Below are 18,965 nucleotides of genomic sequence, written 5' to 3' on the forward strand. Positions count from 1 at the left end.
ATGCTATGGACCCGGCATGCTTTATGCTGAAATTGCCATCGTGGTCGTCCTCATCTGCGTGAACGGCCTTCTGTCGATGTCCGAACTCGCCATCGTCTCGTCGCGGCCGGCGCGCCTCAAGACGATGATCGACCGCAACGTCAAGGGCGCCGGCCGGGCCCTGGCGCTCGGCGCCAATCCGGGAAAATTCCTGTCCTCGGTGCAGATCGGCATCACTTTGGTCGGCGTCTTGTCCGGTGCCTTTTCCGGCGCCACGCTCGGCGAGCGGCTGGCCACCTCCCTGGCGTCGGCCGGCATCCGCGAAAGCCTCGCCGATCCGCTCGGCGTCGGCATCGTCGTCGCCCTCATCACCTATGGCTCGCTGATCATCGGCGAACTGGTGCCCAAGCAGATCGCATTGCGCGACCCCGAACGGGTAGCCGTCAGGGTCGCCCCGGCAATGACCATCCTCGCCAGCGTCTCGGCGCCGCTGGTCTTCCTGCTCGATTTTTCCGGCCGCGCCCTCCTGTGGCTGCTTGGCCAGCGCGGTCAGAGCGAGGATAAGGTCACCGACGAGGAGATCAAGATGCTGGTCGCCGAAGCCGAGCACCACGGCACCATCGAATCCGACGAACGGCGGATGATCGCCGGCGTCATGCGGCTCGGCGACCGTGCCGTGCGCGCGGTGATGACGCCGCGCACCGAGGTCGACTGGATCAATCTGCAATCCGACGAGGCGGCCATCAGGAAGCTGCTGATGGACACCCAGCATTCGCGCCTGCCGGCCGGCGACGGCGGCGTCGACGCCATGATCGGCGTCGTCCAGACCCGCGACGTGCTGGCCGCAATGCTCGGCGGCCGCGCTCTCGACCCGCGCCGGCACGTGCGGGCCGCGCCGATCGTGCATGACCAGGCCGACGCGCTGGACGTGCTTGCGACGCTGAAGGAATCCGACGTGCCGATGGCGCTGGTGCATGACGAATACGGCCATTTCGAAGGCATCGTCACCCCGGCCGACATTCTGGAAGCGATCACCGGCGTCTTCCGTTCGGATCTCGACGCCGGCGAAGAGGAAAACGCCGTCAAGCGCGAGGACGGCTCATGGCTGCTCGCCGGCTACATGCAGGCCGACGAGATGGCAGAGGTCCTCGGCATCGACCTGCCTGAGAGCCGCGATTACGAAACCGTCGCCGGCTATGTGCTGTCGCATTTGCACCATCTGCCGGCGACCGGCGAATGTGTCGACGCGCAAGGCTGGCGCTTCGAGGTCGTCGACCTCGACGGCCGCCGCATCGACAAGCTCATCGCCACCCGCCTGCCCGGCCGCCACCGCGAGGTCGTGCGGTAACGATCGACGCGACTTATGGGCTATATGCTCGCGGCGACGCCGCTCGCACAGTCAAAGTTGATTGGGAATACCGCCTATGGTCGACCACCTTTTCGCCGACCCATATCTCGCTGCCGTCTACGACGCCTGGCACCCGAGATCTGCGCGCGACGACTATGATTTCTACCTGCCCCGCATTCTAACAGCAGACGCGGTGCTTGATGTCGGATGTGGAACGGGCACCCTCCTTCACGAGGCACGCCTGGCCGGACATTCAGGGCGGCTCTGCGGCATCGACCCAGCACCCGGCGTGTTGAATCGCGCACGAACGCGCGCGGATACGAATGGGTTCTCGGCGATCTCCAATCGGCCGGCTGGACAGCCGAGTTTGATCTCATTGTGATGACGGGGCACGCATTCCAGGCCCTTGTCAGCGACGAAGACCTGAGGGATTTCATGGCGGCTGTCCGACACGCCCTTGTGCCAGGCGGATGCTTCGCGTTCGAAACGCGGAACCCTTCGGTGCGGGCGTGGGAGCACTGGACACCCGAAAATGCGGTCGTCGTTGAGCTGCCTGACGGGTCGCTGGTGCAGATCACAACAGAGGTGATCATGCGGTTCGATGGACAGACGGTGACATTCACCCACAGGTTCGGCGGAAAGCATCCGAGCCTTCCGCAAGTTAGTCGCAGCACCTTGCGATTCCTCGAGACGGACGCCTTATCGAGCCTGCTGGGGAACGCGGGGCTACGGATCGAACAGCAATTCGGCGGCTTTGACGGCAGCCCACTTGGCCCTTCGAGCCCAGAGATCATCACGTTCGCGACGAGATGAAAAGGAGCATCCGCTCTCCAGCCCTGCAAGCAACGACAACTCGCGGACCCATTGCGGACGTGGAGCCGTATTTCGCGGGGACTGCCGCCGACCGTAGGTCAGAGCCAAGCTTGGCAATCGCAGAACTCAGCGATCAATCGATTGCCTCGATACCTTGTGCCTTCAGCCGTTCGAGATGGTCCTTCATCTCTTTCAGCCGCTCGGGGGAGTGGCCCTGCCACTCGGTGACCTCGCCCGTGATCCTGAGCGGCTCGCGGCAGCGATAGGACTGCGTCGGATTGCCGGGAAATTTCTTGTCCGTAAGATTGGGGTCGTCCATGACCGGGCCGGTTGGTTCCACGATGTAGATCCTTTCGCGTCCGTCACCGGCGGCCAGTTCTGCACCCCAGATAGCCGCATCCAGAGTGCCGGTTAGATAGACCCAGGCTGCCTGCTTTCGCGCCCCGTAATTGGAGCTGTAACCGGCTTCGATCAGGTCTCCCGGCTTAAGATCGGCCCGGGTGCCGTGGTAGAATTGGCGCGGCTTGTCGGAGGCTGTCATCGGCTCATCCTCGCTGTCTCAGGCGTCATGGTGTCGTGGCGCGCACTATTTCATGCACGTCATCGAATCAACCGTCTGGCCGTTCGGTTATCGGACGTCCGCCCATTCCGGTCATCCCGCCCAAAGCACGCTTTCGGTCGGCTGCCGGTGCGGGTATTATTGGCGCTCTGCATCTTACCGAGGTGGAAAAATGGATCTGCAAGCCTTCAGGGATTCGATTGCGAAACCACAGCCGCCAGCCGGCTTGAGCCCTGCCCTGCAGGCGCTGTGGTGGGATGCAAAGGGCGATTGGGCTAAGGCGCACGAGTGCGCGCAGCAGCGCGACGATACGGCGGGCATGCACGTGCATGCCTATCTCCACCGCAAGGAAGGCGACCAGTCGAATGCGGAATATTGGTATCGCCGCAGCAAGGCGGCGCCGTCGACCTTAACGCTTGACGAGGAATGGCAAGAGTTGGCACGTACACTTTTGCAGCAAAGCTGACGCTTGCTCAGTCATTGTAAAATAGCCGGTCCTGCATCCACTCTCCGGGGTTTCAGCTGGCGCCCTGTGGCTTGTCCCTGCCGTTCCATTCCGCATTGCGCGCCTGCGCCTCTTCGGCGATCAGCTTGAACTCCCGCATCTTCGCAGCTTCGATGGCGAATGCGCGGCTTGGCAGGACGCCAGGGTCCTCCTGACTGTTCTGAAACTGAAAACGGGCCTCCAGTTCGGCCCATATTCGCTCGGGTGCCGTATCCTTGCTGGCAAGCAGCGCAACGACCAGCGCCAGAGTCTCGCGCTGGGCGTTCAGCCGCCCTTCGATCTCTTCATTCGGCAATTCGGACATGCGGGTCGCTTCCAGTTTCTGGCTCAACGGCAAAATCGCACCCTTGTTCCGGAACTCGGGGCTGGCGCGGTCCGGCTGGGCAGCAGATGCTCGCAATCGCAATCGAGATGATCTCTCCTCCTCGATCCTGTTGACTCGGGCCGATGGCACTTCTCGCGCCGCTTGCGTCCAGCCTCTTCGAATGCAGCATGCGGACAAATCTTGAGAGCCTGAAGCGAATTCTCGAGACCGCAGCAGGTGATGCTTTGTTGCAGACTGACCCGCAGCCGACGCTCGGCGGTCTGCCCCGCAACGATCAAAGCCTGTCATCGAGAACGACCATAGGCTGCTGCGAGCACCGGAACAGCTGAGAAGCCTTGGCGTTGTTGGCATCTGGGATCTCGAGCGGACGCTATGAAACCTTCTGATTTTTAAGCCGTTATCGCCGGATGCCCGAGGCTAAATTTAAGCTGAAATCGGTTGACGGCGCCCAATCGCGCGATGCCGAGAAGTCGCGCCGCGAGAAACAGTCGACTGTCGAAATCGCGTCCGAGGTCGTCGGCGAGCCCGCGCCGCCGCCGGATGTCACCGAACCCGATCCTGAGCTGACACCTGAAGAGGCCGAGCGGGCGCGCAAGAGATACCTGCTTAAGCGCTTCTGGATCAGCGCGCGCGGTTACTGGAGCGGCAGTGGCGACAGGGTCGCCTGGCCGTTGACGATCGGGCTGTTGGTCCTGATCGTCGCCAATGTCGGCTTCCAGTATGGGATCAATGTCTGGAATCGCGCAATTTTCGACGCCATTGAGCAACGCAATGCCCACACCGTATATTGGCTGAGCGCCGTATTCCTGCCACTCGTGATCGGAAGCGCCAGCCTTGTGGTGGCACAAGTCTTCTTTCGCATGAGGATACAGCGCCGCTGGCGGTCCTGGCTCACCACCGCGGTCATCGCGCGCTGGCTCGCAAGCGGCCGCTACTATCAGCTGAACCTCGTCGGCGGCGATCATAGCAACCCCGAAGCCCGCATCGCCGAGGATTTGCGGATTGCCACCGAATCGCCCGTCGATTTCATCGCCGGTGTCATCGTCGCATTTCTGTCGGCCTCGACCTTCATCGTGGTGCTGTGGACGATCGGCGGCGCCCTGACCCTGACGATTGCAGGTTCGACGGTCACCATTCCCGGCTTCCTGGTCATCACCGCAGTGCTCTATTCCGCGATCACGTCCACTTCGATGGCGGTCATTGGCCGCCATTTCGTCCACCTCTCCGAGGGAAAAAATCAGGCGGAAGCCGAGTTCCGCTACACGCTGACGCGCGTGCGGGAAAACGGCGAGAGCATCGCATTGCTCGGCGGCGAGGAGGAGGAGCGCAGCGGCATGGACAAGACATTTGCCCATGTGCTCAGGCAATGGGCGCTCCTTGCAGGCCAGCACATGCGCACGGCGCTGGTGTCTCAGGGGTCGAGCCTGTTTGCGCCTGTCGTGCCGGTCTTGCTTTGCGCTCCAAAGTTCCTCGAAGGCAGCATGACACTTGGACAGGTCATGCAGGCTGCCTCGGCCTTTGCCATCGTGCAGGGCGCGTTCGGATGGCTGGTCGACAACTATCCCCGTCTCGCCGATTGGAACGCCTGTGCACGGCGCATCGCCTCGCTGATGATGTCGCTCGACGGGCTCGAGCGCGCGGAACAGAGCAACACGCTGGGACGCATAAAGCGCGGCGAGACCGGCGGCGATGCGATGCTCAGCCTGAACAATCTCTCCGTGTCGCTCGACGACGGCACCGCCGTGGTCAAGGAAACCGAGGTCGTGATCGAACCAGGCGAGCGGGTGCTCGTCGCCGGCGAATCCGGCTCGGGCAAGAGTACGTTGGTGCGGGCCGTCGCGGGTCTGTGGCCATGGGGTAGCGGCAGCGTCAACATCCGCGCCGACAGACGGTTGTTCATGTTGCCGCAACGTCCCTACATCCCGACCGGGACGCTTCGCCGCGCTGTCGCCTATCCAGGCGCCGCCGACAACTGGACGCTGGATAAGATCAAGGCTGCCCTCGACAAGGTGGGACTCGACTACCTCAACGACCGGATCGAGGAGGACGCGCCATGGGACCAGACCTTGTCGGGTGGCGAAAAGCAGCGCCTCGCCTTCGCGCGTCTTCTGCTGCACCGCCCCGATATCATCGTGCTGGACGAGGCAACGTCGGCACTCGACGAGAAGAGCCAGGACAAGATGATGGAGATGATTATTCGCGAATTGCCGAAGGTCACCATCATAAGCGTAGCGCACCGCGCCGAGCTGGAGGCCTTCCACAGCCGCAAGATCACATTGGAGCGGCACAAGGGCGGCGCAAAACTTGTCAGCGATATCGAACTCGTCCCGCGCAAGGACAGACGGAACTTGCTCATGCGCCTTCTGAGGCAACGGCGCGCCAACGGAAAGCCAGCGCGACCTTGAGCAAAGCGGCGCTGCCCTACGCAAAGAGTGAGGCCGCCGGTCGGAGCAGGCGGACCATCGCCGATTCGAGTCACTGCCCGCATCTGGTCCTGAAAGCACCAGCCGTGGTACCTTGATTCCGGGCAGCTGCTGCTGCCGGAACGTCGATGGCACGAGCGCATTTCCATGTCCGGTGCAACGCCGAGGCCAGCTGTGAAAAACCCGGGTTGATTTCAAAAGCCCCGATTGATTTCGAAAGCAAAGGGACCAGCAATGACAATCGCCAAGAACACGATCTGCCTTTGGTACGACAAGGACGCCGAGGCTGCGGCCCGCTTCTATTCCGAGATTTTTCCCGACAGTTCGGTGAAATCCGTCCACCGCGCTCCCAGCGACTACCCGTCCGGCAAGGCAGGCGACGTGCTGACGGTCGAGTTCACGGTCGCCGGCATCCCCTGTCTCGGCCTCAATGGCGGGCCCGCGTTTAAACACAACGAAGCCTTCTCCTTCCAGATCGCCACCGACGATCAGCAGGAGACCGACCGCTATTGGAACGCCATCGTCGGCAATGGCGGCCAGGAAAGTGCCTGCGGCTGGTGCAAGGACAAATGGGGCATCTCCTGGCAAATCACGCCGCGCGTGCTGACCGAAGCGATGGCCGCCGGCGGCGATGAAGCAAAGCGCGCATTCGAGGCGATGATGGAGATGAAGAAAATCGACGTTGCAGCGATCGAGGCGGCGCGGCGCGGCTGACAGTTCGGGGGTGGCCCGACGCGAAAAGATCAGGGCAGAGCGGCCGGAAATGCTGCCGGCCCATCATCTCCAGGCAGGCGTGCAATGGTGCTGAACTGCGCTGCGTTTTACGACGCCGAACTGCGACGGCACAACGAGGTCTTCAGGGCTGCGGTCAAGGTGGGAACGCGCGATCGCGTGCTCGATATCGGATGCGGTTCGGGACAATCCTCTCGTGATGCTGCCCGTGTCGCGGTGGAAGGCAGCGTGCTCGGCGTGGACGTATCGGCCGAGATGCTCGAGATCGCCCGGAAGTGTAGCGCGAAAGAGGGATTGCGAAACGTCGCCTTTGAGCGCGGCGATGCGCAATTGCTGGTATTTCCGCCTGCCGGCTTCGATCTGTGCATTAGTCGATTTGGAGTGATGTTCTTTGCCGATCCGGCGGCGGCGTTCGCCAATATCGCCCGGGCGATGCGACCAGGGGCACGTCTTGTGTGGATGGTATGGCGATGCCAGGACCGTAACGAGTGGGCAACTGCCATTCAGCGGGCAATTGCGCCGGGGACCGCCATATCGGGGGGCGCCGCCACCCCGTTTTCGCTTGGCGACCCCGCCATCACCGCGGAGATCTTGCGTGCATCCGGTTTTGTTTCGGTCGACTTTGCCGAAGTGCATGAGCCGGTCTTCTACGGCCAGGACGTCGATGTGGCCTATGACGCTTTGCTTGGCCTGCAACTGGTCAAGGATCCGCTCGCCCGCGCAGATGTGGATGTCGACGCGCCGCTGCGGCGGTTGCGCGATCTGCTCGACGCGCATTTGACCGCGGACGGTGTGCTTTTCGACTCGCGTGCCTGGATCGTCACCGCGTTTCGGGCGAGCCGATGGTGACTGCGCGATGTAGACGATCCTGTTCTCTCGGCCTTCCCGTCAGTCCATTTGCGGCGCGACTTCTGAGAGCAGCCAATCCCGAAAAGCCTTGACTTTGCGCTGACGGATCGCCTCTGGCGGGTAGACGAAATAGAAGCTGGAGGGGGATTTCAGGGCGTGGCCGAAGGGGCGGACGAGCCGCCCGGCGGCAAGGTCGGCCGCAACGAGCATGGTCCGGCCGAGCACCACCCCCTCGCCTTGTGCGGCCGACTCCATGGCAAAGGTGGCAGAGTCAAAGGTAATCCCGCTCTGCGGGTCAACGCCCTCGACCCCGGCGCTTGCTAGCCAGGTCGCCCAGTCGATCGGAAAGCTGTCACGGATCAGCGTGTGGTGTTTGAGGTCCTGAGGCGTGCGGAGCGGATGTGCACCCTCAAGAAGCTTTGGGCTGCACACTGGAAACACCTCCTCGCCGGTGAGGAACTCCGACGTTAGCCCCGGATAGTTTCCGTTGCCATAACGGACGGCAACATCGATGCCGTCGCCGAGGAAGTTGGTCAGCTTCCCGCTCGTCGAAACCCGCACATCGAGGTCGCCATGCGCACGGTGAAAGCGATAGAGGCGCGGCACCAGCCATCTCCCCGCAAAGCCATCGGAGGTGCTGACGTTCAATGTCGAGCTCGAATAGCGGGCTGTTGCTGCAGCGGTGGCGGTGGCCAACTGGGCGAGCGCCTCGCGCACCGCCCGCGCATAGGGTTCGCCGACGGCTGTCAGGCTCACCGAACGCGTACCGCGCTCGAACAGCTGCACACCGAGCTGATCCTCAAGATTCTTGATCGCCCGGCTGATCGCACCGTGGGTGACATGAAGTTCCTCTGCCGCCTTGGAGAAACTCAACAGGCGCGCCGCGGCCTCGAAACTTGGCAAGGTGGTGAGGGGAGGCAGCTTCCGGGGCATGGATCGATACCTGTACGTGTGAGTGATGCTCACACATTGTCGCCGATAAGTCGTTTGTCGTCCAGGCCAGAAGCCGGCATGTTTGCTCGCGTAATCAGTCATTCACCGCCGCTGCAAAAGGCGAGTTTGATGTGACTGATACTCTCGCTGACGAAAGTCGCGGGGCAACTGCTGAAACCAAAACTGCCGCCACTCTGGGAGAGCACCATGAACGCCAAACGAGTTGAACCCATCGTCGACGTCCTGACCGGCATGGCCGGCCGCATCCTCGCCTCGAGCAGCCGGCGCCGGACCGGGCGGCAGATTGCACGCTTCTCGACCCGCCGGCTCGAAGACCTCGGATTTGCCCGCGACTGGGACGGCTCGGTCCATCGGCCGTCGGACTACCGCTAGCCTAAACGAAAGCAACAGCGGACAGGGTCTTCGCAAAAGATCGCTGTCGCAAGGAATTAACGGAGAACGGACATGGCCACCATCCACCCATTCCTCTGGTTCAACACCGATGCGGAGCAAGCCCGCGACTTCTATCTCTCGGTCTTCAAGAACAGCAAAGCGCTCCAGACCATCGAATACACCGACTGGGTGTCCGGAACCAACAAGACGGTCCCGCATGCCACCTTCGATTTCGAGCTCGAAGGACTGCACCTTACTGCGCTCAATGCCGGGCCGCAGCCGCCCTTCAACGAGCGGCTCTCGCTCTACATCGAGACCAGGGACCAGGCTGAGACCGACTACTACTATGAGGCGCTCACCGCCGGCGGAGGCAGGGCACAACCCTGCGGCTGGCTCACCGACAGATACGGCGTCTACTGGCAGGTCATCCCAGAAATCCTGCCGCGGCTCAGTGCCGATCCGGACCGCGAAAAGGCCAACCGCGTCCGGCAGGCGATGTACGGGATGCGCAAGATCATCATCGCCGAGCTCGAAGCCGCCTATGCCGGCAAGGCCTGACCCTCACCGCAATCGCAACGAACGGAGAACCCTCATGACATCGCTCGTGGACAGGAAAGTCATCGTCGTCGGCGGTAGTTCCGGCATCGGTCTCGGCGTCGCGGAAGCTGCTCTCAACGGCGGAGCGAAGGTCGTGATCGTCGGACGCTCGCCCGAGAAACTGCTGGCTGCCGAACGGACGCTCAATGCGGGCCGCGTGACGAGCGTGGTCGCCGACATGACCGACGAAGCGAACGTCGCTCGCCTGTTCGACGAGGTCGGTCCCTTCGATCTCCTCGTATCGACCGCCGGAACACTGCCCCCGGGCGATCCCATCGGCAGTACCGACATGGAGGCTGTGCGAGGCTTCGTCGATAACAAGCTGATTGGCGCCGTCTTGCTCTCCAAGCACGCTGTGCGCACCCTGAAAGCCGGCGGCTCGATGACCTTCACCTCGGGAATAAATAAGGATCGGCCGCCGGTGCCGGGAGGCTCGGTCGTCTCCGCGATTGCCGGCTCATTCAGCTACTTCGCCCGCGCCCTGGCGCTCGAACTGGCCCCGGCGCGCGTCAATGTCGTGTCGCCCGGATGGGTCGACACACCGATGTGGGACATTGTTGGAGCAGCCAAATCCAGCTTCTTTGCCGACATGGCTGCCCGGTTGCCATCGAGAAAAATTCCGACCGCTGCGGACGTCGCCGCCGCCTACCTCTACCTCATGGAAAGCGACTTCACGACCGGCGAGACGATCCGCATCGATGGCGGCCATAACCTGATCTAGCCGCCATTTGCACGCCGCCTGAATGGGTTGAGCCGGCATGACTGCTAGTCCGGTGCACTGCTGCCGAAGGCGACGAACGCCGGCGGGTCATGCCGGTGTAGCTCAATCGGGGTTTACATCGGCAGCCAGGTCCCTAGTTTTAGCGTTTCGCGCCGCGCACCTAAGTGTGTGGATGATCGAGGACGGGACCGTGAGCTCTGGCCGGCCCCTCGAAACTTTCAAAGGATGGCTATCATGACACAGGCCAAGAATGGCGACACCGTGCGCATCAATTACAATGGCCGCCTGGCTGACGGCACTCAGTTTGATTCTTCCGGCAACGAACCGCTGCAATTCACGTTGGGTGAAGGACAAGTGATCGCCGGTCTCGAAACCCATGTCGAAGGTATGGAGGTGGGCGCGAAAAGCACCGTCACCATTCCCGCCGAGGCCGCCTATGGCCCCCACCGCCCCGAAGCGGTCATGACCGTCGAACGCGCCCGCGTACCAGACAACATCAATGTCGATATCGGCGCTCGATTGCAGGTCAGAACCCCGGAAGGGCGCCCGATGCCGGTAACAGTCGTCGGCGTGGACGACACCAGCGTCAAGCTCGACGGCAATCATCCGTTGGCCGGACGCGATCTCGTGTTCGACGTTGAACTGGTCGAGATCGTTCAGGCGGCGTAGGGCACGGCAAAGCGCGTAACGGCCATGATTTTCGGGTGACGCATTTCGACCGGCGGTTCCGGCGGTGCGTCACCTGTCGGAGGCAAAGACCGCGACGGCGGAAATCGTGTAGCGTGCAGCAACCCATAGAGACATTCGGCATCTGGAATGTCCAATTCAGCGTCGCGGTCTCGAGGACCTGTGGAAGACCTCGCTTGACAGCCGACTTCTCGTGACCGCAAAGTCCCGTGATGCGGGCGATTGGTTGGAATAGAATTGCGCGTGTCGGGGCAATCGTGCTGATGATTGGCACAAATGTTCCTGCGCCGGCACGTTCCGACTCGCTCCTTCTCACAAGCCCGTCCCAGCCAGCCAATGTCGGCGATGCGATGCTGGCGGCTGCCAATTATCATGATTCCGGCGACTATGATCGCGACCTTGCCGCTGTGGCGAAGCAGGCAGGCGACTGGGTCGTCAAGCGCGCAATGGAGGTGCCTCGCCCCGCACTGGTGCTCGACATCGACGAGACGGCATTGGCCAACTGGGAAGTGATCACACGTGACAATTTCGGCCGCCCGATCGGCGGCGCCTGCGACATCGCAATCGATGGTCCCTGTGGCTGGGCCGCCTGGGATCAGCTTGCGAAGGATCCGGCCATCGACGCCGTGCTGGAGGTCTTCCGGCAGGCACGAACGGCGAAAGTCGCGGTGTTCTTCATCACCGGACGTCCGGAGGACCAGCGTCAGGCAACCGAACAGAACCTGCAGTCGGCCGGCTATGCCGGCTACGAGCACCTTTACATGGTCCAGCCTGGGGCCAAATTCGGCTCCGCCGCAGATTTCAAGGCACCCATAAGGGCCGAAATCGAAAAGGCCGGCTACACGATAATTGCCAATGTCGGTGACCAGCCATCCGACCTGTTCGGCGGGCATGCCGAGAAGCTGTTCCTGCTGCCTAATCCGTTCTACCGGGTTCGCTGACGGCCGGAACGGCACAAGCCCGGATCCTCGGCTCCTTGCCGAGCACCTACTAAGGTATCAACACGACCTTGCCGGTCGCGCCGCGCTCGTCCAGCAGGCGATGCGCGTGGCTGGCCTGGTCGAGCGGGAAGCGGCCACCTTTGGTCACCACAAGCTGACCACCAGCGGCCAGATCGAACAGCTCCAAAAGGCCGTCACGGAGCCCGTCCGTAGACAGCAACGGCAGCAGGGCAAAACCCTTCAGCGACTGGTTGCGGCCGATCATCGCCTCCATCTCCGGGGCGCCGAGCGCGTATCTGCCAAGTGCTGCAAACACCAACTCTCCGCGAGGTGCCAGAGCCTCCAGCGCAACCGCCGTCAGCGGGCCGCCGACAATGTCGTAGATGATGTCGACGCCGGCGCCACCTGTGGCTGCCCGGACGTGCACCGGCCAATCCGTGTTGCTGTATTCGACGGCAGCATCGGCTCCCAGCGACAAAGTAAGGTCGAGCTTGGCCTTGCTGCCGGCTGCCGCGATGACACGGCTCGCGCCGGCGCGCTTGGCAAGCTGGACGAGCAACGAACCGATGCCGCCCGCGGCAGCGGCGACCAGCACCGATCTGCCGGCCGGCGGGCTTTGCCGCGATAGATACAATGCCGTCAGTCCTTGCACCATCAATGCCGTCGCGTTTTCGAACGAGAGCGAATCCGGCAAGGGCACGGCCAGGCTTGCGTCGATCGTCACATACTCGGCATAGCCGCCAAACGGGCGGCTCGAGGCGAACAACGGCGCGGCGACGCGCGTGCCGAGCAAGGAAGCGTCCACCCCCTGCCCAAGCGCCTCCACGATCCCGGCGGCCTCGACGCCAGGGATCATCGGCAGTTGCGGCGTCACCGCATAGCGATCCGCGCGCATCAGCACTTCGAAGAAATTCACCCCGGCCGCATGAACGCGGACCAAGACCTCGCCGGCTTGCGGCTCAGGCTTCGGCACCGCGACTATGTCGAGAACGTCGGGCCCGCCGAAGCGGCTCAGTTGAATGGCTATCATCGCATGCACCGATCGCTGTTGGCATCGGCCGCTGTTTGCCACTATCTGCCTGGCTTCGACTACACACCAATTTGTCCGCTGCTGACCGGGAGGTGACCATGGCCAAGCCGATCAAGAGACTGCCGATATTGCCGGCGGAGCGCGCGCTGAAAGTGATTTCGGGCCGCTGGAAAGCGATCATCCTCTACCATCTCTTCGACGGGCCGCGGCGGCTGTCGGCGCTGCAGGTGCTGATGCCCGGCATCACCCAGAAAGTGCTGATCCAGCAGCTTCGCGAAATGGAAGAGCACGGCCTCGTCCGCCGCGAGATCTTTGCCGAGATCCCCTCGCGCGTCGAATATTCGGCGACGCGGCTCGGCCTCAGCCTCGAGCCGATCCTGCTGGCACTTTGCCAGTGGGGCCAGCATCATGCCGACGAGCTGAATGAGATGGACCGCCTTGCCGATTGCATCATCAGACCACGGCAAGCGCAGGACGCCCATGCCGTGTGAACAAAAAGGGCGGCGCATGCGCCGCCCCAATGCTTGGGAGAATTAATCCTTGGGAGGAGTGCTCGAACCTGTGCTCAGGCCGCCTTGACTTCCTCGGCGACGGCATCGGCCTGACGCGCCGTCTTCAGCACCCTGGCCCACCATGCAATGTCGTTGACCAGCGCGGTTGCCGCCTGGTTGAGGTGCTCGAACTCATCGAGCTTCTTGTCGCCTTGCTTGACGGCAAGGAAATCGGCCCAGGCGATGTGTACGGCGGACTTCACCGGCGCCATCTGCAACTCGACCGCATGCAGCCTCAGCTGCTCGACCGCGCGCGCGCCACCGACGCTGCCATAGCCGACAAAGCCGGCCGGCTTCTTGTTCCACTCGTTGGCGGCGTAGTCGATGGCGTTCTTCAGCACGGCCGTCGGGCCATGATTGTATTCGGCGGCGGTGAAGATGAAGCCGTCGAATCCGGCGACCTTCTTTTGCCAGCGCTGCGCCACTTCGTTCTGCGACGGCACCCAGGCGGAGGATGCGACCTCATCGAAGAACGGCAGCGGAAAGTCGCGCAGGTCGACGACTTCGACGTCGATGTCGGCGTGCGACTTGGCTATCTTGGCAATCCATTGGGTCGGGACGTCGGCAAAGCGGGCCGCGCGGGTTGAACCAATGATGATGGCGATTTTGGGTTTTGACATAGAGGGGGCTCTCCTTACGGGAATACTGGTATCGTTTAGATACCTGAGCTATATGAGTAACTGGCCGCTCAATGTGCAAGGAGGCACTTTTTTGTTACCAAGGCACCCGCACCGCACCGAGGACTGCCGCGCCATCTCGGAAATCCTGCAGCGCGTCGGCGACAAATGGACGGTGCTCGTGGTCGGCAAGCTTGGCAACGGGCCGCTGCGTTTCAACGAGTTGCGCAGCGCGGTCGGCGGCATTTCGCAAAAGATGCTGACCACGACCTTGCGCGGGCTCGAGCGCGACGGCTTCGTTACGCGCACCGTGTTCCCGACCATCCCGCCGCGGGTCGACTACGAATTGACCGATCTTGGCTACGAACTGCTGGTGCCGGTCGATGCGCTCGGCGAATGGGCACGCAAGAACACCGAGCGCGTCAAGGCGGCGCGCGAGAAGTTCGACGCCATGCACAGCTGAACCCTTGTGCTGCAAGGGTTTGAACCTGTCGGGATCCTCCGGACGAGCCCTACTGCTGTAACTGCATCTTGCTCTTCGGCAGCTTCTCGATCCGATTCCATTTCGGGTTGGGACTGACCACCTTGCCGCCAATCGTGCAGGTCGTGGTCGTCTCCTTGCGGCAATTGCTCACCGTCGTGCCGCTGGTGTCGCATTTCGTCGCCGAGCAGATCTCGCACTTGGCCGCCTGCCCGTTGATGGTGCGGTTTTCCGACGTGCAGGTGGCGCCTGGATCGCCTTTTTTGACCTCGGCAAAAGCGCTTGCGGACGACAGGCAGAGCAAGGCTGCAAAGGCACCCGCCAGGGCAGCGTTCAGCATGTGTTGACGCATTGTCTTTCCTCCCAAGATCCCGTCGGTCGCGCTCCAGGCGCGCATGCGGGAACCCGTTAGCCAAAGACCACGCGGGATCGCTGTCCGCATCCCCCGCGCGGGAGAGACGGCTGTTTAAATCCGTCGTCTGGAATCAGGCCGGGTCAGCCTTCGGCCGGAACCGCCTTCGGCTTGCCTTCGCCGTCCAGCGCCACCATGACGAAGTCGGCATGGGTGACCTTCTCCATCAGGTCGGAGAGATAGCGCTGCGCCCAGGCCTCGACCTTGAGCGTCATCGAGGTGCGGCCGACGCGTTCGACATGCGTATAGATGCACAGCGTGTCGCCGATCTTCATCGGCTTGGCGAAGGACATTTCCTTCACCGCCGCCGTCACCACGCGGCCCTTGGCGCGCTCGGCGGCGCGGATGCCGCAGGCGAGATCCATCTGCGCCATCACCCAGCCGCCAAAAATGTCGCCTGCCGCATTGGCGTCGGAAGGCATGGCCAGCGTCCTGAGCGTCAGATCGCCGATCGGCCGCCCGTCCGCGTAATGCACCATGCTGAAAAAACCTTTGCGATCGATTGTCCCGATCCGTATCGGCGGGACGATGATACGTCAACGCGCTCTCCGCACCTGGGTTGCCGGTATGGTGCGCGGCGCACGTACTAACGATAGAGTGCGTAATCGATGGACTTCTCACTTGCTTCTAGGGCGATACACCCCGCCATCACGTGCGAAAGGCTCTATATCTCGACAATCAGGAGGGGCTTTAACGGCGGCCATCCTTGCCAACAGGTACGGGACTCGAAACTCATCCATATTATTTTTTTGCATTTTCTCCACAGCGTTCGAACTGACAGAGTAATCGGGGCAAGTGATGAACGCTTGGAGATATCCACCCCATGCCACCGCCGCTGCATAGATTTTGTACTGTGAACTGCCACGCGGCGCCGCATTGAGTAGACTTAGCATCTCGTCGCGGGGATTCGAGGTTCCAATATCTAAATCTAGAATTTCATAGCTGAGGTCATCGCACTCTGTTCCGGGTACCCCGCCGCCTTTGGCGCTCCAAGTGGTTTGTGCGTCGGAGTAGTGCTTTTGTACTAGTGCGAGGTCTGAAGGACTAAGGCTCCAAGTCAGCTTTTTGTAGTAATTTTCGAACGCCTTAATATCTATCAGCGGAGCCAAATCGCATTTGTCGTCAAATTTCTTGTGTCTCGTCAGCGCGTTCATCATGCGGCCGAGTATGTCGGCGCGAGCCAATGAATCTTGGCTGGCCACGTTGTGATAGACCTCCTCCGCCAAAACGGTCGACGACGCGAGAGATGCGAGAAGCGGCAATAAAAAGATGAGGCGCATTTGAGACTCTTCACGTGAGCGTCGCCGATTTTGTCAGATGCAGCAGACCCTAATGAAGGACTGAGATAACAACAATATAGGAATTACGGTTCTACCTACCGATAGACTGAACGGCCTCGAAGAATTCACTCGATGCCGAGCCCTTGCTTTGCGTGCCGGACAGGTGTCCGACGTTCGAGCGCTCGGCGCAACGTCGGCGCCTCTTGCTCGATATGATCCCACAGCCGGTTCGAGATCGGCCCGTGCGGCCGGTCGCGGCGGCGCGCCACCACCAACTCCTCGGTACGGCCTGGCAGATGACGGCCGGCAACGGATTGCAGGCGTCCGTTGCGCAGCTCTTCCTCGATCAGGAAGCGGGGCATGTGGCCCCATCCGAGGCCCTGCAGGATGATTTCCTTCTTCATCCCCTGATCGGCCACCATGCATTGAGGCGCACCCTCGATCATGAAGTAGTCTTGTTGCGGTGAATGGCGGGCCGTGTCGCGCATGACACATTGGGTGAACGCGTGCATCTGATCCGGCGTGATGGGGTGCTTGATGCGTTCCGGCAGAAAGCCCGACGCTACTACTGGGACGAAGGGCACCTTGCACAGATCGATCCATTCCACCCGCGGATCGCTCTTGTCGATCCAGTGCAGGATCAAATCGGCTTCGTCATCGAAGAGGCGCTCCCACGGGCCGCCCACCGCCTCGAAATGCAGGTGCAGGCGTGTGCCCGGACACTGGGCGAAGAACCGTCCGAGCATGCCCAATGCCTGCGGGCGCGGGCAAAGGTCGCCGATCACCACATGGATCTCGCTTTCTTCGCCCATTGACAGCTGAGCAGCATGAAGCCGCAAGCCCTCGAGCTCGCGCAGCAGCGATTGTGCCCTGCGATGGAACGACAGCCCTGCCTCGGTGGGGCGCACGCGATAGCCGCTGCGATCCAAAAGAACGAGGTCGAGTTGCCGCTCCAGCTTTGCAATGGCTGCGAACACAGCCGGGTGCGAGCGATGCAGCATGGCCGCCGCAGGCTGAAAGCCGCCGCAGCGGACCACGGCATCGAAGCATTGCAGGTCGTGCAGGGTGAATTCGGCCATGTCAGCTTACATTACAGAGATAGTCCTATCTTTGTAATATCATCAAAAGCGCGCCGCAGCTAGGCTTTGCCACATTCAACGCTCCAGAAGGAAGGTGTATTCACCATGAATGAGCTGGATTTCGTGACCGTCGGCGATGGCACACGCATCGCCTACCGCATCGACGGCGACGCCGGGAACCCCGTGCTGATGCTGTCGAATTCCATCGCCACCACACTGCGGATGTGGGACATGCAGGTCAATGAGCTGTCGAAGCATTTCCGTGTTCTGCGCTATGACTTTCGCGGCCACGGAGGGTCAAGCGTTCCGGCCGGCGCTTATTCGCTCGACCGGCTTGGCCGCGACGTGATCGAGTTGCTCGATGCCCTGGGCATTGAACGCGTACACTTCCTCGGTCTGTCGTTGGGCGGCTTCGTCGGGCAGTGGCTCGGCATCCACGCGCGCGAGCGGATCGAGCGCTTGATCCTGAGCAACACCTCATCCTACCTCGGACCGGCAAAGCAGTTTGACGAGCGGATTGCCGCCGTGCTGCAGGCGCCAGACATGGCGGAAACCGCCGAGATGTTCCTGGGCAACTGGTTTCCTGCAAAAATGCTGGCGGCCAACGGGCCCGTCATCGAAGAATTTCGCGCCATGCTGCTGGCTATCGACCGGCAAGGCTTGGCTGGTTTGTTCGCGGCGGTTCGCGATGCGGACCTTCGCCGAACCATAGCGCTGATTTCCAGGCCAACACTGGTAATCGCCGGCCGGCACGACACTGTGACAGCCGCCAGCCATAGCGAGCTAATCGCGGCGACGGTGCCCGGCGCGAAACTGGTTGTCCTGCCCGCGGTCCACTTGTCGAACGTCGAGTACCCCGCCGAATTCATGGAGGCCGTGCTTGGTTTTCTGCGCTGAGATGGAGCACTGAGTGAAACCCCGTTTTCGAACATCCCCCGCATGGACCGCAACCTATGATGCACTAACGCGTAGCTCAGGCTAGACTGGGCAAGGTAGGTAGCGGATGACGGCTGACATGGAACTTGGCTTTCGCCCATTAACGCCCGATCTGTGGCCGGCGCTCGAGGACCTGTTCGGTGACAGCGCCGTCTGCAGTCGCTGTTGGTGTATGTACGGACGGATCGGTCGTTCTTACCGAAAGAGACCCGGCGAGGAAAACAAGGCAGCGTTCCGGCAAGCCGTCCAGCATGGTCCGCCTCCGGGTTTGCTTGCTTTCGACGGCGATGTGGCTGTCGGCTGGTGTCAGGTGACACCGCGAGATGCCCTGCCCTGGCTCGATCGGCTATGGCAGCTCAAGCGCGTGGACGACAGGCCGGTCTGGTCCCTGTCCTGCCTCTACGTGCGAAAACGATACCGCAGGCGGGGCGTAACATTCCAGCTGATTGCGGAAGCACTGGAAGTCGCAAGGCGCGCAAATGCTCCGGCACTCGAAGCCTATCCTTTCGAGGCCGACGTATCGCCGAGTGCTTCCGGCAGCGGATATGCCTCCACCTTCGCGCGCGCCGGGTTCAGGGTCGTCGCTCGCAGAACGCCGGCCCGCCCGATCATGCGCTATGATTTCAAGCAGATTGCCGATCATCGCCTGTGATGCTCGGACGGCTTGTCGAAAAAGCACAGCGAAGGCATGGCCAGCGTCCTGAGTGTCAGATCGCCGATCGGCCGCAGATTCTCGACAACGGATGAACCGAATCGTCTAACCAGGACTGATAG

The 18,965-nt window shown here is 62.0% G+C and carries 25 protein-coding genes; 16 read left to right on the plus strand and 9 right to left on the minus strand.

Going from position 1 to position 18,965, the window contains the following annotated elements; genetic code table 11:
- Positions 1-16: 16 nt before the first annotated feature.
- The 3 genes from NKI58_RS22625 to NKI58_RS22635 all read left to right on the plus strand — a co-directional run bounded on the left by NKI58_RS22625 (position 17) and on the right by NKI58_RS22635 (position 2,140).
- A complete protein-coding gene (locus NKI58_RS22625) occupies positions 17-1,327 on the plus strand; it encodes a hemolysin family protein (RefSeq protein ID WP_352456966.1) in 1,311 nt (436 codons plus the stop codon).
- 76 nt (positions 1,328-1,403) lie between these two features.
- Positions 1,404-1,709, plus strand: coding sequence for a methyltransferase domain-containing protein (locus NKI58_RS22630; protein ID WP_352788219.1), 306 nt, complete (start codon positions 1,404-1,406; stop codon positions 1,707-1,709).
- A complete protein-coding gene (locus NKI58_RS22635) occupies positions 1,709-2,140 on the plus strand; it encodes a hypothetical protein (RefSeq protein ID WP_352788216.1) in 432 nt (143 codons plus the stop codon). Before NKI58_RS22630 ends, NKI58_RS22635 begins: the two co-directional genes overlap by 1 nt.
- A gap of 133 nt (positions 2,141-2,273) precedes the next feature.
- Here NKI58_RS22635 and arr read toward each other — a convergent pair whose 3' ends face one another.
- Positions 2,274-2,681, minus strand: a complete 408-nt coding sequence (gene arr / locus NKI58_RS22640; protein WP_352456964.1) for an NAD(+)--rifampin ADP-ribosyltransferase — start codon at positions 2,679-2,681, stop codon at positions 2,274-2,276.
- A 190-nt stretch (positions 2,682-2,871) separates the two neighbouring features.
- Between arr and NKI58_RS22645 the strand changes: the two genes are divergently transcribed.
- Entirely contained in the window at positions 2,872-3,165 is a 294-nt protein-coding gene (locus tag NKI58_RS22645) for a hypothetical protein (protein WP_352456963.1), read from the plus strand.
- A gap of 52 nt (positions 3,166-3,217) precedes the next feature.
- Here the strand turns inward: NKI58_RS22645 and NKI58_RS22650 are convergent, their stop codons facing one another.
- On the minus strand, positions 3,218-3,508 hold the full coding sequence (locus NKI58_RS22650; protein ID WP_352450454.1) for a hypothetical protein: 291 nt from the start codon (positions 3,506-3,508) through the stop codon (positions 3,218-3,220).
- Between the two features lie 428 nt (positions 3,509-3,936).
- Here NKI58_RS22650 and NKI58_RS22655 point away from each other — a divergent pair, with 428 nt between their 5' ends.
- The 3 genes from NKI58_RS22655 (at position 3,937) to NKI58_RS22665 (ending at position 7,533) form a co-directional block, all read left to right on the plus strand.
- Positions 3,937-5,934 carry an ABC transporter ATP-binding protein/permease gene (locus tag NKI58_RS22655; protein WP_352788213.1) on the plus strand — a complete coding sequence of 666 codons (1,998 nt, stop codon included), beginning with the start codon at positions 3,937-3,939 and terminating at the stop codon, positions 5,932-5,934.
- Between the two features lie 258 nt (positions 5,935-6,192).
- Positions 6,193-6,666: a VOC family protein gene (locus tag NKI58_RS22660; protein ID WP_352450557.1), complete on the plus strand. Its 474-nt coding sequence runs from the start codon at positions 6,193-6,195 to the stop codon at positions 6,664-6,666.
- 84 nt (positions 6,667-6,750) lie between these two features.
- The gene (locus NKI58_RS22665; RefSeq protein ID WP_352456960.1) at positions 6,751-7,533 is read left to right on the plus strand and encodes a class I SAM-dependent methyltransferase; all 783 of its coding nucleotides are present in this window, start codon (positions 6,751-6,753) and stop codon (positions 7,531-7,533) included.
- 39 nt (positions 7,534-7,572) lie between these two features.
- Here NKI58_RS22665 and gcvA read toward each other — a convergent pair whose 3' ends face one another.
- The gene (gcvA, locus tag NKI58_RS22670) at positions 7,573-8,466 is read right to left on the minus strand and encodes a transcriptional regulator GcvA (protein WP_352456973.1); all 894 of its coding nucleotides are present in this window, start codon (positions 8,464-8,466) and stop codon (positions 7,573-7,575) included.
- 207 nt (positions 8,467-8,673) lie between these two features.
- On the opposite strand from gcvA, the gene NKI58_RS22675 reads away from it, so the two are divergent.
- The 5 genes from NKI58_RS22675 to NKI58_RS22695 all read left to right on the plus strand — a co-directional run bounded on the left by NKI58_RS22675 (position 8,674) and on the right by NKI58_RS22695 (position 11,805).
- The gene (locus NKI58_RS22675; protein ID WP_352456959.1) at positions 8,674-8,859 is read left to right on the plus strand and encodes a DUF1127 domain-containing protein; all 186 of its coding nucleotides are present in this window, start codon (positions 8,674-8,676) and stop codon (positions 8,857-8,859) included.
- A 72-nt stretch (positions 8,860-8,931) separates the two neighbouring features.
- Positions 8,932-9,417, plus strand: coding sequence for a VOC family protein (locus tag NKI58_RS22680; protein ID WP_352456958.1), 486 nt, complete (start codon positions 8,932-8,934; stop codon positions 9,415-9,417).
- A 34-nt stretch (positions 9,418-9,451) separates the two neighbouring features.
- Entirely contained in the window at positions 9,452-10,177 is a 726-nt protein-coding gene (locus tag NKI58_RS22685; protein WP_352788210.1) for an SDR family oxidoreductase, read from the plus strand.
- A gap of 234 nt (positions 10,178-10,411) precedes the next feature.
- Positions 10,412-10,846: an FKBP-type peptidyl-prolyl cis-trans isomerase gene (locus NKI58_RS22690; protein ID WP_352575815.1), complete on the plus strand. Its 435-nt coding sequence runs from the start codon at positions 10,412-10,414 to the stop codon at positions 10,844-10,846.
- Between the two features lie 368 nt (positions 10,847-11,214).
- Positions 11,215-11,805 (plus strand): HAD family acid phosphatase, encoded by a 591-nt coding sequence (locus NKI58_RS22695; protein ID WP_352788207.1) that lies wholly within the window; start codon positions 11,215-11,217, stop codon positions 11,803-11,805.
- 49 nt (positions 11,806-11,854) lie between these two features.
- Here NKI58_RS22695 and NKI58_RS22700 read toward each other — a convergent pair whose 3' ends face one another.
- Positions 11,855-12,835: a quinone oxidoreductase family protein gene (locus NKI58_RS22700; protein WP_352825135.1), complete on the minus strand. Its 981-nt coding sequence runs from the start codon at positions 12,833-12,835 to the stop codon at positions 11,855-11,857.
- Between the two features lie 98 nt (positions 12,836-12,933).
- Between NKI58_RS22700 and NKI58_RS22705 the strand changes: the two genes are divergently transcribed.
- Positions 12,934-13,326: a winged helix-turn-helix transcriptional regulator gene (locus tag NKI58_RS22705; protein WP_352788204.1), complete on the plus strand. Its 393-nt coding sequence runs from the start codon at positions 12,934-12,936 to the stop codon at positions 13,324-13,326.
- A 74-nt stretch (positions 13,327-13,400) separates the two neighbouring features.
- Here NKI58_RS22705 and NKI58_RS22710 read toward each other — a convergent pair whose 3' ends face one another.
- Positions 13,401-14,006 (minus strand): NADPH-dependent FMN reductase, encoded by a 606-nt coding sequence (locus NKI58_RS22710; protein WP_023678377.1) that lies wholly within the window; start codon positions 14,004-14,006, stop codon positions 13,401-13,403.
- 91 nt (positions 14,007-14,097) lie between these two features.
- Between NKI58_RS22710 and NKI58_RS22715 the strand changes: the two genes are divergently transcribed.
- Complete coding sequence (locus NKI58_RS22715) at positions 14,098-14,466, plus strand: winged helix-turn-helix transcriptional regulator (protein ID WP_023678378.1); 369 nt, start codon at positions 14,098-14,100, stop codon at positions 14,464-14,466.
- Positions 14,467-14,515: 49 nt separating this feature from the next.
- On the opposite strand, the gene NKI58_RS22720 is transcribed toward NKI58_RS22715, so the two are convergent.
- The 4 genes from NKI58_RS22720 to NKI58_RS22735 form a co-directional block, all read right to left on the minus strand.
- A complete protein-coding gene (locus NKI58_RS22720) occupies positions 14,516-14,836 on the minus strand; it encodes a hypothetical protein (RefSeq protein ID WP_023719143.1) in 321 nt (106 codons plus the stop codon).
- A gap of 143 nt (positions 14,837-14,979) precedes the next feature.
- The gene (locus NKI58_RS22725) at positions 14,980-15,375 is read right to left on the minus strand and encodes an acyl-CoA thioesterase (protein ID WP_023678380.1); all 396 of its coding nucleotides are present in this window, start codon (positions 15,373-15,375) and stop codon (positions 14,980-14,982) included.
- Between the two features lie 138 nt (positions 15,376-15,513).
- Complete coding sequence (locus tag NKI58_RS22730) at positions 15,514-16,176, minus strand: hypothetical protein (RefSeq protein ID WP_352637211.1); 663 nt, start codon at positions 16,174-16,176, stop codon at positions 15,514-15,516.
- A 125-nt stretch (positions 16,177-16,301) separates the two neighbouring features.
- On the minus strand, positions 16,302-17,255 hold the full coding sequence (locus NKI58_RS22735) for a LysR family transcriptional regulator (protein WP_352788202.1): 954 nt from the start codon (positions 17,253-17,255) through the stop codon (positions 16,302-16,304).
- 105 nt (positions 17,256-17,360) lie between these two features.
- Between NKI58_RS22735 and NKI58_RS22740 the strand changes: the two genes are divergently transcribed.
- Positions 17,361-18,152 (plus strand): alpha/beta fold hydrolase, encoded by a 792-nt coding sequence (locus NKI58_RS22740; protein ID WP_352788200.1) that lies wholly within the window; start codon positions 17,361-17,363, stop codon positions 18,150-18,152.
- 211 nt (positions 18,153-18,363) lie between these two features.
- Positions 18,364-18,843, plus strand: a complete 480-nt coding sequence (locus tag NKI58_RS22745) for a GNAT family N-acetyltransferase (RefSeq protein ID WP_352853774.1) — start codon at positions 18,364-18,366, stop codon at positions 18,841-18,843.
- Positions 18,844-18,965: the final 122 nt, after the last annotated feature.

The organism is Mesorhizobium sp. M0522 (genome assembly GCF_040321085.1).
Lineage (GTDB): Bacteria > Pseudomonadota > Alphaproteobacteria > Rhizobiales > Rhizobiaceae > Mesorhizobium.